This is a genomic window from Streptomyces sp. NBC_01334, from assembly GCF_035983595.1.
Taxonomy (GTDB): Bacteria; Actinomycetota; Actinomycetes; order Streptomycetales; family Streptomycetaceae; genus Streptomyces; species Streptomyces coriariae.
The window spans coordinates 8,651,789-8,666,473 of record NZ_CP130718.1; the positions used below are offsets into that span (position 1 = coordinate 8,651,789).

At 72.1% G+C, this 14,685-nt stretch carries 17 protein-coding genes; 7 read left to right on the top strand and 10 right to left on the bottom strand.

Going from position 1 to position 14,685, the window contains the following annotated elements; translation table 11 throughout:
- Positions 1–2 precede the first annotated feature (2 nt).
- From OG736_RS38610 to OG736_RS38620, 3 genes are all read right to left on the bottom strand, one after another.
- Positions 3–965 (bottom strand): SDR family NAD(P)-dependent oxidoreductase, encoded by a 963-nt coding sequence (locus tag OG736_RS38610; protein WP_327186573.1) that lies wholly within the window; start codon positions 963–965, stop codon positions 3–5.
- Between the two features lie 395 nt (positions 966–1,360).
- Positions 1,361–2,017: an HAD family hydrolase gene (locus OG736_RS38615; protein ID WP_327186574.1), complete on the bottom strand. Its 657-nt coding sequence runs from the start codon at positions 2,015–2,017 to the stop codon at positions 1,361–1,363.
- A gap of 37 nt (positions 2,018–2,054) precedes the next feature.
- Positions 2,055–3,095, bottom strand: a complete 1,041-nt coding sequence (locus tag OG736_RS38620) for a PHP domain-containing protein (RefSeq protein WP_327186575.1) — start codon at positions 3,093–3,095, stop codon at positions 2,055–2,057.
- A gap of 96 nt (positions 3,096–3,191) precedes the next feature.
- On the opposite strand from OG736_RS38620, the gene OG736_RS38625 reads away from it, so the two are divergent.
- The gene (locus OG736_RS38625) at positions 3,192–3,428 is read left to right on the top strand and encodes a hypothetical protein (RefSeq protein WP_028806480.1); all 237 of its coding nucleotides are present in this window, start codon (positions 3,192–3,194) and stop codon (positions 3,426–3,428) included.
- A 6-nt stretch (positions 3,429–3,434) separates the two neighbouring features.
- Here the strand turns inward: OG736_RS38625 and OG736_RS38630 are convergent, their stop codons facing one another.
- Entirely contained in the window at positions 3,435–3,911 is a 477-nt protein-coding gene (locus OG736_RS38630; RefSeq protein ID WP_057604057.1) for a VanZ family protein, read from the bottom strand.
- Between the two features lie 352 nt (positions 3,912–4,263).
- A complete protein-coding gene (locus OG736_RS38635) occupies positions 4,264–4,944 on the bottom strand; it encodes a DUF4230 domain-containing protein (RefSeq protein ID WP_327186576.1) in 681 nt (226 codons plus the stop codon).
- 426 nt (positions 4,945–5,370) lie between these two features.
- On the opposite strand from OG736_RS38635, the gene OG736_RS38640 reads away from it, so the two are divergent.
- Positions 5,371–6,324: a ribose-phosphate diphosphokinase gene (locus OG736_RS38640; protein WP_327186577.1), complete on the top strand. Its 954-nt coding sequence runs from the start codon at positions 5,371–5,373 to the stop codon at positions 6,322–6,324.
- A 120-nt stretch (positions 6,325–6,444) separates the two neighbouring features.
- Here OG736_RS38640 and OG736_RS38645 read toward each other — a convergent pair whose 3' ends face one another.
- Positions 6,445–6,852, bottom strand: a complete 408-nt coding sequence (locus tag OG736_RS38645; RefSeq protein WP_082412745.1) for an anti-sigma factor antagonist — start codon at positions 6,850–6,852, stop codon at positions 6,445–6,447.
- Between the two features lie 164 nt (positions 6,853–7,016).
- A complete protein-coding gene (locus OG736_RS38650) occupies positions 7,017–7,481 on the bottom strand; it encodes a MarR family winged helix-turn-helix transcriptional regulator (RefSeq protein ID WP_442817123.1) in 465 nt (154 codons plus the stop codon).
- A 104-nt stretch (positions 7,482–7,585) separates the two neighbouring features.
- Here OG736_RS38650 and OG736_RS38655 point away from each other — a divergent pair, with 104 nt between their 5' ends.
- Together OG736_RS38655 and OG736_RS38660 are read left to right on the top strand one after the other, a co-directional pair.
- Positions 7,586–9,040, top strand: coding sequence for an aldehyde dehydrogenase family protein (locus OG736_RS38655; RefSeq protein ID WP_327186578.1), 1,455 nt, complete (start codon positions 7,586–7,588; stop codon positions 9,038–9,040).
- Positions 9,041–9,070: 30 nt separating this feature from the next.
- Positions 9,071–10,177: an NAD(P)-dependent alcohol dehydrogenase gene (locus OG736_RS38660; protein ID WP_327186579.1), complete on the top strand. Its 1,107-nt coding sequence runs from the start codon at positions 9,071–9,073 to the stop codon at positions 10,175–10,177.
- Positions 10,178–10,184: 7 nt separating this feature from the next.
- On the opposite strand, the gene OG736_RS38665 is transcribed toward OG736_RS38660, so the two are convergent.
- The gene (locus OG736_RS38665) at positions 10,185–11,135 is read right to left on the bottom strand and encodes an NADP-dependent oxidoreductase (RefSeq protein WP_327186580.1); all 951 of its coding nucleotides are present in this window, start codon (positions 11,133–11,135) and stop codon (positions 10,185–10,187) included.
- Between the two features lie 71 nt (positions 11,136–11,206).
- On the opposite strand from OG736_RS38665, the gene OG736_RS38670 reads away from it, so the two are divergent.
- Both OG736_RS38670 and OG736_RS38675 read left to right on the top strand, forming a co-directional pair.
- Positions 11,207–12,163, top strand: a complete 957-nt coding sequence (locus OG736_RS38670) for a GlxA family transcriptional regulator (protein ID WP_327186581.1) — start codon at positions 11,207–11,209, stop codon at positions 12,161–12,163.
- 72 nt (positions 12,164–12,235) lie between these two features.
- Positions 12,236–13,090: a hypothetical protein gene (locus OG736_RS38675; RefSeq protein WP_327186582.1), complete on the top strand. Its 855-nt coding sequence runs from the start codon at positions 12,236–12,238 to the stop codon at positions 13,088–13,090.
- Positions 13,091–13,097: 7 nt separating this feature from the next.
- Here OG736_RS38675 and OG736_RS38680 read toward each other — a convergent pair whose 3' ends face one another.
- Positions 13,098–13,661 carry a TetR/AcrR family transcriptional regulator gene (locus OG736_RS38680; protein ID WP_171401078.1) on the bottom strand — a complete coding sequence of 188 codons (564 nt, stop codon included), beginning with the start codon at positions 13,659–13,661 and terminating at the stop codon, positions 13,098–13,100.
- Entirely contained in the window at positions 13,658–14,020 is a 363-nt protein-coding gene (locus OG736_RS38685; protein ID WP_327187824.1) for a DUF1304 domain-containing protein, read from the bottom strand. Before OG736_RS38685 ends, OG736_RS38680 begins: the two co-directional genes overlap by 4 nt.
- A gap of 136 nt (positions 14,021–14,156) precedes the next feature.
- On the opposite strand from OG736_RS38685, the gene OG736_RS38690 reads away from it, so the two are divergent.
- Positions 14,157–14,621 carry a pyridoxamine 5'-phosphate oxidase family protein gene (locus OG736_RS38690; protein WP_327186583.1) on the top strand — a complete coding sequence of 155 codons (465 nt, stop codon included), beginning with the start codon at positions 14,157–14,159 and terminating at the stop codon, positions 14,619–14,621.
- Positions 14,622–14,685: the final 64 nt, after the last annotated feature.

Here is a 14,685-nt window from a genome sequence, read left to right on the forward strand (position 1 = left end):
GGCTAGGCGAACGCGTTCACACCGGTCAGCCGCGCCGACAGCTCCCACAGCCGGGCCGCCTGCTCCGGGTCGGTCGCCCAGTCCTTGACGCCGACCCGCTCGCCGTCCGCCGGGGCGGGCTCGGCGATGTCGCAGTCCTCGAGGTAGACGCCGCCCATACCGGCCAGCTGCGGCGAGGTCGCCGCCCACACCTGGGTGGCCGCGCCCTGCTCCGGGGTCTTGAAGCCCTCGACGTCGAGCACGTTGCCGTCCTCGTCGATCCAGCCGCGGTCCACCATCTCCTGCTTCGGCAGATGCCGCTGGAGGGGCGTGAGAATGCCACCGGGGTGGAGGGAGAACGCGCGGACGCCCCGGTCCCGGGCCAGCCGGTCGAGGTGGCCCGCGAACAGCACGTTGGCGGTCTTGGCCTGCCCATACGCCTCCCACTTGTCGTAGCCGTCGTGCCACTGGACGTCGTCCCAGCGCATCCCCGAGAAGTGGTGGCCGCGCGAGGACACCGAGACGATCCGGGCGCCGCCGGGCTCGATCGCCGGCCAGAGCCGGTTGACGAGGGCGAAGTGGCCGAGGTGGTTCGTGGCGAACTGGGCCTCCCAGCCGGGGCCGACGCGGGTCTCCGGGCAGGCCATGATGCCGGCGCTGTCGATGAGAAGGTCGACGGTCCGGCCGGAGGCGAGGAACCGGTCGGCGAAGGCGCGCACGCTCTCCAGGTCGCCGAGGTCGAGGACGTCCGTCTCGACGCCTTCGAGGCCGGCGAGGTTCTCGCGGGCGGTGTCGGGGCGGCGCGCGGGCACGACGACCCGGGCGCCGGCCTTGGCCAGCGCACGCGTGGTCTCCAGTCCGAGGCCGGAGTATCCGCCGGTGACGACGGCCAGCTTCCCGGTCAGGTCGATGCCCCGCAGGACGTCGTCGGCGGTGCTCGTGGCGCCGAAGCCCGAGCCGATCTTGTGCTGTGCGGTGTCGCTCATGTCCGGAACGCTACGGATTGAAGCGCACTCGAAGTCAAGCGCCCGAGGCCGAGCGATCGAGGTCGAACGCTCGAAGACAGGCGATCGGATGCGCGGGGGGCGGAGCCGCGGGGGTCCGGTCCGTGCGGACAGGGGAAAGCCCCGACCGGACGGGGGAATCACGGTCGGGGCGGTCCGGGTGTGGGTGCGGACGGCGGTCGCCTCTCGGCGAAAGGCTCCACAGGGCTTCAGCCGAACGATCGTCCCCGTGGGCAAAAGGTGAGGCCCGGGGACACTGTCCCATCCACACCCACGAATGGTTCAACGGAGAACTTCCTGCGGGTGTTCCCGGGGCCGTGGCCACGCGCGGTGATGCGCGTCACCCGCCCCGGGAGGCCCGCGCGGATCGCCGTCCCTCAGGCCAGCGGGCTGTCCTTCAGGGACGCCAGGAGCTCGGCGGGATCGGCGTACACCGCCTCCGCCCCCGCCTCCAGCAGGTCGGCGCGGGGGATGCCGCCGCACAGGACGCCCACGCAGCGCACCCCGGCCCGGCGGCCGGCCCGCATGTCCCACACGGTGTCCCCGACGAACACCGCCCCGTCGGCGGGCGCCCCGGCCAGCTCCAGCGCGTGCTCCACGGGTTCCGGAGCGGGCTTGCCCTCCTCGACGTCGTCCGCGCTCGCGGTCGCGGCGATGACGTCGTCGGCGTCGATGGCGCGCCGCAGGGCGGACAGCTCGGCCCCGCTCGCGGAGGTGGCGAGCACGACCGTCCAGCCGTCGTCGTGCAGCCTGCGCAGCAGCGGGCCGGCGTCCCGCAGCGCCGGCAGCCGGTCGAAGTACTGCCCGTAGAGGGCCTTGTGGGCGGCGCTGATCCGGGCGTCCTCGTCCTTGTCCCGGTCGTCGCCGAGCAGGTGGGCGACGAGATCGTCGGACCCCAGCCCCACCGCCCGGTGCACCGCGTGCATCGGGACCCGGTGGCCCGCCTGCCGGAAGGCCTCCCACCAGGTGGTGACGTGCAGGTGGTTGGTGTCGACCAGGGTGCCGTCGACGTCGAACACGGCGGCGCGTGTCATCACGGGTCCTTTCTCTCGAGCTCACCCGGGTACCACTTCAGGCACCCGTCACGCCCGCCGGTACCCGCCCCTCCCGCGTCCAGGCCAGCAGGTCCTCCAGTGGCCAGGCGTTCACGATGCGCTCTTCCGGCACCTCGCACTCCTCGGCCCGCGCACAGCCCAGGATCTGCCAGTCCAACTGGCCGGGCGCGTGCGCGTCGGTGTCGACCGAGAACAGCACGCCCGCCTCCACGGCCCGGCGCAGCAGCCGGCGTGGCGGGTCGAGCCGCTCGGGCCGGCTGTTGATCTCGACGGCCGTACCGGACTCGGCGCACGCGGCGAGCACCGCGTCCGCGTCGAACTCCGACTCCGGCCGTCCCCGCCCGGTCACCAGCCGCCCGGTGCAGTGCCCGAGGATGTCGGCGTGCGGGTCGCGCACGGCGTTCACCATGCGGCGCGTCATCGCGCGGGACTCCATGCGCAGCTTGGAGTGCACGGACACGACCACCACGTCGAGCCGCTCCAGCAGCTCCGGTTCCTGGTCCAGCGACCCGTCGTCGAGGATGTCGCACTCGATACCGGTCAGCAGCCGGAACGGCGCCCAGGTGGCGTTGAGCTCCTCGACCACCTCCAGCTGCCGGCGCAGCCGCTCGGGCGAGAGCCCGCGGGCCACCGTCAGACGGGGTGAGTGGTCGGTCAGCACGGCCCACTCGTGGCCGAGCGAGGCCGCGGCCCGGCCCATCTCGTCGATGGGGCTGCCGCCGTCGGACCAGTCGGAGTGCAGATGGCAGTCTCCGCGCAGCAGCTCCCGCAGCCGTTCGCCGGCGCCGTCCGTGAGCGGCTTGCCCGCCTCGTCCTCCAGTGAGCGCAGATAGGACGGCGTCTCCCCGGCAAGCGCCTCGCGTGCCACCTGGGCGGTCTTGGGACCCACGCCCTTCAGCGTCTCCAGGGTCCCGGCCCCGGCTCGCTCGCGGACCTCCTCCGCGGGCAGCCGGGACAGGACCCGGGCCGCCGTGCGGAAGGCCTTCACGCGATAGGTCGGCGCCAGGGACCGCTCCAGCAGGAAGGCGATCCGGTCCAGGGCTTCGACGGGATCCATCGCCACCTCCTGGCTCCAGAGTTCCCCAGCCGCGCGCCGACCGCACCAGGAAATCGGATGATTCGCCCAGACTGGTTCCGTTTTATCCTCTATGGCATGACCGAAATCGCGAGCCTCCGTATCTCCCAGCCGCGGATCATGGTGCTCGGGGTCCAGCCGGGCCTGTCGCCGTTCCGCATCGTGGAAATCGACTCCGAGGTGGTCGGCGAGGCGAGGGACGTGACCGACGTCCTCGAGATCGCCGCCGCGTACGGAATCACGGTTCACGACCTCGACGACCCCGACGTCGTGCGATGGGTGGGCGGGGACCGGTACACCTGGACCCCGCGCTGACGGCGGTCAGGCCCCCTCTCGGGCGCCCCGACGCAGGTGCCGTTCCCGGGCGTGCACCGCGCGGCTCATCCGGCGGCCCACGAGCAGGTAACCGATCAGGGCGCCCGTGGTGTTGAGGATGACGTCGTCGATGTCGAAGGCGCGTCCGGTCACCACCGCGCCCTGGGCGAACTCCACCATCAGCATGACGGTCGCGGTCAGCAGCAGCACCCGCAGCAGCCCGCGCGCCCGGGGCGCGACCACCGGCACCAGAACGCCGAAGGGCACGCCGAGCAGGATGTTCCCGCCGATCTGCTTCACCGCGTCGCGGAGTTCGGGCTGGTCGAGGTAGGCGCGCAGGGAGTCGCCCGGACGCAGGTTGGAGTGCACCAGTGCCGCGGATGCGGGCGACGGCTCCAGCGTGAGCCGGGCGAGCACGACGGCGAACGCCACCATGAACGCGAAGGCGAACAGCATCGCCAGCAGCCGGAGCGGGAGCGGCAACGGCCGACGCTCGGCGCGTGCCGCCTTCTTCGACGAGCCCGACTCCGAACCGGGCCTCGGGCCTGACTTCGAGCTGGGCTTCGGGCCGGATCTCGAGCGCGTCCCGAAGGGGAAACCGCGCTTCGGGCCCGACTTCCCGGCCCCGTTCTTCGGCGGGGCGGGCTCCTCCGTCCTGGTGGCGCGTGGGCGGAACACGGCAAGCGGACGCAGAGCTGCACGGGCCATTCGGTCCTCCAGTCTTCAACTTCCCAGCGTGATAGGGCGATTACCCCCGATCGGCCGAGGGATGCGGTTCCGCCTCGCCGTGGCCCCGTCGACCTTCGGGGCGGCCGACTCTCCCCTGGGGGGCCGGTCAGGCGTGGTACGTCACCTTCACCTCCGTGAAGCCGAGGGAGCGCAGCAGCCCCTGGAGCATGTCGGTGGTGTTGGTCTCGGCGCGCGCGATCAGCTCGCTCTCCTTCGCCGCCTCGCCGATGTGCTTGACCGCCAGCTTCTGCACGGCCTGCTCACCGCTCGGGTTGTCCGAGAAGAGGTCACCGAGGCGGTCGAACAGCCCGCGCTGCTTGGAGACCGCGTAGGAGCGGTCGGGGTCGAGCGCCGGTGTGCCGAGCAGGGCGTGCGGCAGCCGGAGCGTGGCCGAGGTGCGGTCCTCGTCGACCGTCACGTCCTTGTCGCCGACCTTGCCGAGGTCGACGTAGGCGTCCACGGTGCCCGCCCCGACGTACAGGGTGCGGGTGCCGCGGATCGCGTCGGGGAGGTACTTGGCGTCCTTCTCCAGGTCGACGACGACCTGGAAGTTTCCGGAGGCGGCGTCGTAACGGCTCATGTCCTGGATGGATTCCAGCAGGGCGGGGCCCGAGCGGTCATGGGTCTCGGTGCCGAAGAAGTCGCGCAGTCCCGGCAGCAGGCTCAGCCGGATCCCGGCGAACATCACGACGAGTACGACCACGACGGCGGTGAGCACCTTGGCCCAGCCGGGCATGCGCCGGGGGAGGCGTGTGGTGGGCTTCTCGGGCTTGGTGTCAGTCGTCATGCGACGGCCCTCCTTCCTTCTGTCCGGATGCCCGTCAAATCCCCCGTCAGACCGCGCTGTTGGCAACCTGTGACAGTGAGGGCGCGGATGGCCTGTCGCTCAGGTGAGTGTGCCGGTGCGTGCCGCGAGGTCACCCCGGGATGCCGGGGGAGGGGCCGGCCGCGTCGGCCCGGCGGCCTGCCGGCCGGCCACCGAGCCGCCGACGTGCGCTGCCGCGACCGGCGCGGTTCCACCCGGTCGGCCGCGTGGAGCGGTCCGGGGCCCCGTGGCAGGCGACGACCGGTTTCCCCGGGGTCCGAGGGACTCCGAGTGACGTCGAGTGACCGGGCGGGACTCCCGCGCACTCCTGAGGGTGGGCAAAACGGACCCGGTCCGTAGCATGAGAGCTCCCCGCCCCAGCCGGACATGATCAGCGAGGAGCCGATCGTGCGAGACATCTCCGTGTTCAGCGGCAGTGCCCACCCCGAGCTGGCCGCCGAGGTCTGTGCCCACCTCGGCGTGCCCCTGAGCCCCACCCGACTCAGCAGGTTCGCCAACGACTGCCTGGAGGTCCAGCTCCAGGCGAACTGCCGGGAACGGGACGTCTTCCTGGTCCAGCCCCTGGTCAAGCCCGTGCAGGAGCACCTCGTCGAGCTGCTGCTGATGTGCGACGCGGCCCGCGGGGCGTCGGCGGGCCGGATCACGGTCGTCATGCCGCACTACTCCTACGCCCGCTCCGACAAGAAGGACGCGCCCCGCATCTCCCTGGGCGGACGCCTGGTCGCGGACCTGATGGCGGCGGCCGGTGTCCACCGGGTCCTCGCCATGACCCTGCACTCGCCCCAGGTGCACGGCTTCTTCTCGATGCCCGTGGACCACCTGCACGCCCACCGGGAGCTGGCCGCCCACTTCCGTCGCTACGACCTCACCCGCACCACCGTGGTCTCGCCCGACCTCGGCAACGCCAAGGAGGCCGCCGCCTTCGCCCGGATGATCGGCGCCCAGGTGGCGGCCGGCGCCAAACAGCGGTACGCCGACGACCGGGTCAGTATCAGCGCGGTGATCGGCGAGGTGGCCGGGCGGGATGTGATCGTCCTCGACGACGAGATCGCCAAGGGCAGCACGGTCCTGGAACTGCTCGACCGGCTGAGGGAGTTGGAACCGAGGTCGATACGGGTGGCATGCACGCACGGCCTCTTCGCGGCCGGTGCCCTCAAGCGGCTCAGCGAGCAGAGCGACGTGCTGGAGATCGTGTGCACCAACACCGTGCCGGTGCCCGCCGAGGAGCACACCGACAAGCTGCGGATCCTGTCCATCGCGCCCGCCCTCGCCGAGGCCGTGCGCCGTATTCACAACGGTGAGTCCGTCAGCGCCCTGTTCGACGCGGCGCGCGGCCAATAGCCCGCGACCGGCACAGAAGCCGGGACCGGGACGGACACGGGGACCGGAATCGGGCACGGGGTGTCGGGGACGGGCGGGCGGCGGGGGGTCACAGGACCGGGAGGAGCGCTTCGAGCGCCGTCATAACGTCCCGGAGGTGGCCTCGGGCTGTTCCAGGGCGGCGTCCAGCGTCGTGGCGGGCGGCAGCAGCCGGTACAGGCCCGTGGCCCGCAGGATCCGCAGGGTGAGCCGATGGGTGCAGACGAGGTGCAGATGCCCGCCGTGGTCGAGGACGCGGCGGCGGGCCCGGTATAGCAGGCGCAGCCCGGAGCAGTCGAAGAACTCGATCCGGCTCAGGTCGATCACGATCCGGGGCGCCGGGCCACCGGTCGCGTCGTCGAGGTGCGGGGTGATCTCGGTCGCCGCGACGATGTCGATCTCGCCGCGGAACTCCAGCACCGTGTACCCCCGGTCCTCGCGGACGCGCAGATGCGGGGTGTCCGCTGCGGGTTTCTCCAGCACGACGACATCGCCTCCAACCCGCTCCACCGGTCGGGAGCCTCCAACGGCCGGGGAGCAGACAGCAGTTCCCCGCCCCAGCAAGTTACCCCCGATCGAGTGAATTCCAGCATGTTCGATTGACATATGTCTTCGAAATGCAACCGACTCTGTCGGAGTTTTTTCGCGCCGTGAGCGAAGGGGTGCGCCGGGTGCTACGACAGGGCGTGCCAGGCCTTGGAGAGCGCTGTGCGCAGCTGCTCCGCCTGGTGTGCGGTGAGCTCCCGCACCATGCGCTCCTCCAGCTCCCGCACCGGCCCGGCGTGCCGGTCGAGCAGCTCGCGCCCCTCCGTGGTGAGCAGGATCAGCAGCTCGCGCCGGTTGCGCGGATTGCGTTCGCGGCGGATGAGGCCGCGCGTCTCGAGGGAGCGCACCAGATCGGCGATGGACTGGGCGGTCACGAAGGAGTCCCGGGCCAGCTGGGCGGCGGACAGGCCGTCGTGCCGTTCCAGCACGGTGAGCGCCGTGTACTGGAGGGCCGTGATCCCCGACGGCCTGACCAGCTCGTCCAGGTGGGATCGCACGACCAGCTCCACCTGCTTCACCATGTAGAGCAGGGACGGGGGTGTCCGGTGGGGCTGAGGTGCGGACGCTGCCTTGGTTGTCTGGGTGCCGGCCATGAGACCGAGCGTAGACCATTGACAGGAAACCTGTCTGTAATGAGACTGCGAACCAACAGGAATCCTGTTTGTTGAAATCTTGGCGACGATGCTGAGGAGTGGTGATGACCACCTTCGAGATCGACCCCGGTCGACTGTTCATCGGGGGACAGTGGCGCGAGGCCGCGGACGGAGCGCGGACCGAGGTGGTCGACCCGTCCCGGGGCACGGTCGTCACCACCGTCGCGGAGGCGGGCGCCGCCGACGTCGACGCCGCCGTACGGGCCGCGCGCGAGGCATTCGACGCCGGGCAGTGGTCCGGGCTGAGCGGCCGGGAGCGCGGCCGCGTGCTGCTCCGGGTGGCGGAGCTGATCCGTGCGGAGGCCGACGAGATCGCCCGGCTGGAGAGCCTGGACGTCGGCAAGCCGATCACCCTGGCGCACGCGGTCGACGTCACGAACGCGGCCAACGACTACGAGTACTTCGCCTCCCTCGCCTTCTCGCTGGACGGCGCGACCCGCGACACCCCGATGAACGCCCTCGCCTACACCAAGCGCGGCCCGCTCGGTGTGGTCGCCGCGATCACCCCGTTCAACTTTCCGCTGATCCTGGCCGGTTCGAAGATCGCCCCGGCGCTCGCCGCCGGCAACACGGTCGTCCACAAGCCCGCCGACGAGACCCCGCTCAGCGCCCTGTACATGGCGGGACTGTTCCAGCGGGCCGGCGTCCCCGACGGAGTGGTCAACGTCGTCACCGGCGCCGGCCCGGTCGCCGGTGAGGCGCTGCTGCGCCACCCCGGCGTGGACAAGATCGCGTTCACCGGCTCCACCGCGATCGGCCGGCACGCCGCGAGCGTCGCCGGTGAGAACCTCAAGCCGGTCACCATGGAACTCGGCGGCAACGCCGCGCACATCGTCTTCGAGGACGCCGACCTGGAGAAGGCCGTCGGCGCCGTCATCAAGGGCTTCGTCTTCAACACCGGCCAGTTCTGCATGGGCGGTCCGCGGCTGCTGGTGGCCCGTCCGGTCTACCGCACCCTGCTGAACATCCTCGCCGAGGCGGTGCCCGGGGTGCCGGTCGGCGACCCGCGGAAGGTGGAGACCGTCGTCGGCCCGATGGCGGGGGAGAGGCACCTGCGCAAGGTCGAGGAGTACGTCGAGCTGGCCCGCAAGGAGGGTGCCCGCATCGTCTGCGGCGGCGAGCGGCTCGACCTCGACGGCGGCTACTACTACAAACCCACCGTGATCGCCGACCTCGCGAACGACTCCCGTGTCGTCCAGGAGGAGATCTTCGGCCCGGTCCTCACTGTCCAGCCCTTCGACGACGAGGACGAGGCCGTCGCACTGGCCAACTCCACGCCGTACGGCCTGGCTTCGGGCGTGCAGACCGGCAACCTGGCCCGCGCGCACCGCGTCGCCGACCGCCTCCAGGCCGGCATCGTCTGGGTGAACGACTGGGCGATGCTCGACCCGGCCGTCCCCTTCGGCGGCGTCAAGGACTCCGGCTTCGGCCGCGAGTACGGCCCCGAGGCGATCGACGCGTACACCAAGGTCAAGTCCGTCGTCGTCTCGCTCGACTGAACGCGCCGCGAAACAGAGGGAGTCCAACCGATGTCCATCACCACACGCGCCGCCGTCGTCGAGTCCGGCGGAGCCCCCTTCACCCTGTCCGACGTCGTCCTCGACGACCCCGCCCCGCACGAGGCGGTCGTCCGTCTGGTGGCGGCCGGACTCTGTCACACCGACCTCGGCGTGGCGAGCGGCGGACTGCCCTTCCCGCTGCCCGGAGTCCTCGGCCACGAGGGCGCGGGCGTCGTGGAGTCGGTCGGCTCCGCCGTCACCGGCGTGGCGCCCGGCGACCATGTCGTGCTGTCCTTCACCTCCTGCGGCGACTGCCGCAACTGTCACGGCGGCCACCCCGCCTACTGCGCCACCTGGCTGCCGCTGAACCTCATCGGCGGCCGCCGCGCCGACGGCACCAGCACCATCAGCCGGGACGGCGAGCCCCTCGGCGGCCACTTCTTCGGCCAGTCCTCCTTCGCCGAGCGGGCCCTGGTCGACGAGCGCAGCCTCGTCAAGGTCGACCCCGGGGTACCCCTGGCGTCGATCGCCCCGCTGGGCTGCGGGGTCCAGACCGGCGTCGGCGCGGTCTGGAACGTGCTGAAGCCGGCGACCGGCAGCACGATCGTCGTCCTCGGCGCGGGAGCCGTCGGCCTGTCGGCGGTCATGGCGGCCGCCCTCACCCCGGCCACCACGATCATCGCGGTCGACAGGGTCGCCGAACGCCTCCAGCTGGCCAAGGAGCTGGGCGCCACGCACACCGTCGACGCGAGTGGGACCCCGCTGGGCGAGGCGGTCGCGGAGATCACCGGCGGACAGGGCGCCGACGGCATCGTGGAGACCACGGGCAACACGGCCGTGCTGCGCCAGGGCGTCGACGCGCTGGCCGCCCGCGGCACCCTCGTCGTCGTGGGCGCACCGCCCTTCGGCAGTGAGGTCGCCCTCGACGTCAACGGGCTGCTGGGCGGCAAGCGGGTCGTCGGGCTCACCCTCGGCGACAGCGAGACGCAGTCCTTCATCCCCGCCCTGGTCGAGCTGGTCAAGGAGGGGCGGCTCCCGCTGGACCGCCTGATCGGCACCTATCCGTTCGCGGACATCGGCCAGGCGGTGCGGGACATGACCGCGGGCAGGACCATCAAGCCCGTGCTGCTGTTCTGACGTCTCGTCAGTCGACCGTCAGGACCAGCTTGCCGGTGGTCCGGCCGGTGTCGCCGAGCGTGTGCGCCTCGGCGGCATCGGCCAGCGCGAAGGTGCCCGCGATCGTGGCGCGCAGCTTCCCCGCCCCGACCAGTTCGGCGATCGTCCGCATCCCGGCCCGGTCGGCGTCCACGAGCATCCGCACCGCCCGTACGCCGAGCCGCTCCGCCTCCTCGTAGAACTCGTTCGACCCCACCGGCAGGATCGACACCACGATCCCGCCCGGCCGCAGCACGCGCAGGGACCGCACGGAGGTGTCCCCGCCCAGCGTGTCCAGGACCACGTCGACGTCCTTGACGGCCTCGGTGACGTCGTTCTCCCGGTAGTCGATCACCTCGTCGACGCCGAGCTCCCGCAGGAAGTCGTGCTTGCCCGCGCTGGCCGTACCGATCACATACGCACCGCGCGCCTTGGCGATCTGCACGGCGACATGGCCCACGCCGCCCGCGGCCGCGTGGATCAGCACCCGCTGCCCTGCCTCGAGTCCGGCGTTCTCGACCAGGGCCTGCCAGGCGGTCAGTGAGACCAGCGGCAGCGCGGCCGCCTGGACGTGGTCGATCCCGGCCGGCTTGTGCCACAGGGCACGGACCGGGGCGATGGCGTACTCGGCGTGCGAGCCGTGGCCGTAGGGGTACGGCAGCATGCCGAAGACCTCGTCGCCGGGGGCGAAGGTCGCCACGCCGATGCCGACCGCCTCGACGGTCCCGGAGAGGTCCCAGCCCAGGACGAAGGGCGGCTCGCCCAGGAACCCGCCCGTCGCGCGGTGCTTCCAGTCGGTCGGGTTGACGCCGGCGGCGCGCACCCGGACCAGTACCTCGTTCGGACGCGGCGCGGGCCGCTCCACTTCCCTCTCCCTCAGGACCTCGGGGCCGCCGAGGACGTTCTGGTCGATGACGCGCATGGTGTTCACAGTGCTCATGGTGAACCAGCCTGCCGGGCCGCGCCGGACCGGGAAATGGCAAGATTGCCAAGCTTCGATAGGATCGTGCCATGCAGGCACAGCAATGCAAGCACCGGGTGGTCGTCCTCGCCCTCGACGGTGTCTACCCCTTCGAACTCGGCATCCCCAGCCGGATCCTCGGCGCGGCCGACGACCACTACGAGATCCTGACCTGCTCGGTCGACGGCCGTCCTGTCCGGACCAACGCCGACTTCACGATCGGCGTGCAGCACGGTCCTGAGGCGCTGGCCACGGCCGCCACCGTCGTCGTCGCCCCGGTGGCCTCCGACTGGATCACCGCCGAACTGCCGGACGGGGTCGCCGAGGCGCTCGCCCGGATCCGCCCCGGCGCGCGCATCGTCTCCATCTGCACCGCCGCGTTCGTCCTCGCCGCCGCCGGTCTCCTGGACGGTCGCCGGGCCACCACCCACTGGCAGGTCGCCGAGGCGTTCGGTCGGATGTATCCGCAGGTCGACCTCGACCCGGACGTCCTCTTCGTCGACGACGGCCGCGTGCTGACCTCGGCGGGCGCCGCCTCCGGGGTCGACATCTGTCTGCACCTCGTGCGCAAGGACCACGGCAGCGAACTCGCCAACAAGGTGGCCCGCCGCTGCGTGGTCCCGCCGTTCCGCGACGGCGGCCAGGCGCAGTACATCGAACAGCCCGTTCCCGAGACCGGCCCGGCGAGCACGGCGGCCACCCGCGCCTGGGCCATGGGACGCCTGGACGAGCCCCTCGCCCTCGCCGACCTCGCCGCGCACGCCCGGATGAGCCCGCGCACCTTCGCCCGCCGCTTCCACGACGAGGTGGGCATCAGCCCCGGACGCTGGCTGATCCAGCAGCGCGTGGTGCACGCCCGGCACCTGCTGGAGGCCAGTGACCTCTCCGTCGACCAGATCGCCGGCCGGGTCGGCTTCGCCACCGGCGCCTCACTGCGCCAGCACCTGCACGCGGCCATCGGCGTCTCCCCCCAGGCGTACCGCAGGACGTTCCAGACGGCCCGCTGAACGTTCCGGATCGCTGCCGCGTCACAGGAGCGGGCGCGAACGGGCGTCGCGGGACGGAAGCGGGGGGCGGGCATGCGCGCAGGGTTCGTGGCGTCGGGACTGCTGGTGGTACTGGCGGCCGTGGGGTGCGGTGCCGGGGGCGAGAAGGACGTGGTCGTCGAGGGAACGCCACCGGCGACGCCGTACGCCGGTCCGCTGGACATCGCCACGAAGGAGCTGGACGAGAGCACGCCGGAGGCCTTGCGCACCGCGTCCGGCGCCGCGGGCCGGGCGCTGGAGTGCGACGGGGAGATCTCCTCGGGCGGCGGGCCGGACGGCTGGAGCGAGCGCGACGGCGGTGACACGCCGAAGGAGGGACTGCGGCTCTACTTCGACCTGTTCGAGCCGGCGGGCCCGCGCTCCGGCTTCCGGGTGGAGCGGGAGGAGGCGGACCGGGTGCTGTTCTCGTACGACGTGGCCGGCCGGACGAAGGTCGCGGTCGTCGTCGCCCGGGACCAGAAGGACCGGCCGGGCTGGGGTCCGGAGACCGAAGCCTCCTGTGATCCGGCAGAACTGCCCGCGAGCGTCACCGACGCCGGCGACGAGGAGATCTGGACCGACCGGCACGGTGGGCGGGTCGCGACCACGACCCTGAGCAGCTACCCCGGTGCCGAGCACTGCGACTGGCAGACGGCGCATTTCCTGGGGATGGGCCGGGGCGAGGACCACCGGCAGTACGTCCGCGACCCCGACGGCGTGATCGAAGAGGACCTGCTGACCGCGCCGTACGACGGCGACGCCGCTGTGCCGGCCGACGCCCACGACACCGGGTACCGCTACGGCGACTGGCGGTTGTGGCTGACGGACGACGCCTCGACGGCGTACGTCCGCACCTCCGACGGCGTCGAGGCCTGGCCTCTGGCGAAGGACACGGTGGCGTGCATGTGACCGTCGGTCAGCGGCTGGCGTGCAGCGCGACCAGCAACTGCCACACCTGGTCGGCGATCTCACCGGGCGTACCCGCGAGGTCGCCGTGCAGCCAGTCCGCCAGCACCCCCGCGAAGGTCGCGGCGACGGCCGAGGCGACCAGGGGAGCGTCGGCGGCGCCCGCCCGTTCCCGTTCCCGCAGGCTGTAGGCCCGCAGGTCCCGGTGCAGCACGCGGCCGAGCGGTCCGCCGCCGCCCGGCGCGAGCAGGGTGCGGTACAGCGCGGCGTGCGGCGTCAGGGAGCCGAAGAACTCCGGCAGCGCGGCCGGCGCCCGTACCGGGTCGGGCCGCCCCTGCCAGGCGTGCAGCGCCTCCACGGCCTCGCGGACGACGTCCGCGCAGGCGTCGACCGCGAGCGCCTCGAGGTCGGGATAGTGCACGTAGAAGGTGGCCCGGCCGACCCCCGCCCGCCGCACCAGCGCGGCGACGCCGACCTCCTCCAGCGGCCGCTCGGCGCATTCCTCCAGCAAGGCGGAACGCAGCCTCGCCCGGGTGCGGGCCGCGCGCGGGTCCTCCGGCTCGCCGCGGGTCACTGCGCGATCAGGACGGCGGCCAAGGCGAGCGCACCGGGCAGGGCCTGCGCGACCAGGATCCGGCGGTTCGCCGTGGCCGCGCCGTACACGCCGGCCACGATCACACAGGACAGGAAGAACACCTGCGCCCGGAACCCGGTCGGGTCGTCCGCGATCAGTCCCCACACCAGACCCGCCGCGAGGAAACCGTTGTAGAGCCCCTGGTTGGCGGCCATCGCGGCGGTCCGCTTCGCCATCTCCGCGTCCAGGCCGTGGAACGACATCCCCGGCTTCTTCTGCCACAGGAACATCTCCATCACCAGGATGTAGAGATGCAGTGCGGCCACCAGAACGACCAGCACGTTCGCCAGGATCTCCATGGTCTCCCTCAGTTTCTTGGACAGGTGTCCACTATAACGGGACACCTGTCCAGGAAGTCCAGCCGCCGGTGGGAATCGTGACCCCGCGCGTGGGGCTCTTGGTGCGAAACGTGCGGCGGCGGCCAGACTGGAAACCATGACGCCAGCACCCGCACGCCCCGCCAAGCAGCGCAAGCTCGACACCCTCCACCGGCTGGAACACGACGTCGACGCGTGGGTCGCCACCGCCGCCGAGAGCGGCTCGGCCCCCTATCTGGTACCCCTCTCCTTCGTCTGGGACGGCGCGACCCTGCTCTTCGCCACGCCCGCCACCAGCCCCACCGGCCGCAACCTGCTGGCCACCGGGGTCGCGCGCATCGCCGTCGGCCCGACCCAGGACGTCGTGATGATCGAGGGCACCGCCGTGGCCGTGCCGCCGGTCGAACTGCCGGAGGAGGACGCCGAGATCTTCGCGGGCAAGACCGGCTTCGACCCGCGCGAACTGGCCGCGCCCTACCTGTACTTCCGGGTTCTCCCCGGCCGGATCCAGGCCTGGCGGGCGGCCAACGAGATCCAGGGGCGGGAGCTGATGCGGGACGGGGCGTGGCTGGTGGCCGACTGAAACCGGGGTATCCGCAAGGTCCGGGGCGGACTCGCCCGCCCCGGGCCGGATCTCGCGGAGGAGA

Excerpts from the sequence above, each read along its gene's own strand:
- OG736_RS38685 (WP_327187824.1), bottom strand. The coding sequence starts at position 14,020 with ATGGAGATCCTGGCGAACGTGCTGGTCGTTCTGGTGGCCGCACTGCAT.
- OG736_RS38615 (WP_327186574.1), bottom strand. The coding sequence starts at position 2,017 with ATGACACGCGCCGCCGTGTTCGACGTCGACGGCACCCTGGTCGACACC.
- OG736_RS38670 (WP_327186581.1), top strand. The coding sequence starts at position 11,207 with ATGCAGGCACAGCAATGCAAGCACCGGGTGGTCGTCCTCGCCCTCGAC.
- OG736_RS38610 (WP_327186573.1), bottom strand. The coding sequence starts at position 965 with ATGAGCGACACCGCACAGCACAAGATCGGCTCGGGCTTCGGCGCCACG.
- OG736_RS38620 (WP_327186575.1), bottom strand. The coding sequence starts at position 3,095 with ATGGATCCCGTCGAAGCCCTGGACCGGATCGCCTTCCTGCTGGAGCGG.
- OG736_RS38635 (WP_327186576.1), bottom strand. The coding sequence starts at position 4,944 with ATGACGACTGACACCAAGCCCGAGAAGCCCACCACACGCCTCCCCCGG.
- OG736_RS38650 (WP_442817123.1), bottom strand. The coding sequence starts at position 7,481 with ATGGCCGGCACCCAGACAACCAAGGCAGCGTCCGCACCTCAGCCCCAC.
- OG736_RS38665 (WP_327186580.1), bottom strand. The coding sequence starts at position 11,135 with ATGAGCACTGTGAACACCATGCGCGTCATCGACCAGAACGTCCTCGGC.
- OG736_RS38690 (WP_327186583.1), top strand. The coding sequence starts at position 14,157 with ATGACGCCAGCACCCGCACGCCCCGCCAAGCAGCGCAAGCTCGACACC.
- OG736_RS38660 (WP_327186579.1), top strand. The coding sequence starts at position 9,071 with ATGTCCATCACCACACGCGCCGCCGTCGTCGAGTCCGGCGGAGCCCCC.
- OG736_RS38625 (WP_028806480.1), top strand. The coding sequence starts at position 3,192 with ATGACCGAAATCGCGAGCCTCCGTATCTCCCAGCCGCGGATCATGGTG.
- OG736_RS38675 (WP_327186582.1), top strand. The coding sequence starts at position 12,236 with ATGCGCGCAGGGTTCGTGGCGTCGGGACTGCTGGTGGTACTGGCGGCC.
- OG736_RS38655 (WP_327186578.1), top strand. The coding sequence starts at position 7,586 with ATGACCACCTTCGAGATCGACCCCGGTCGACTGTTCATCGGGGGACAG.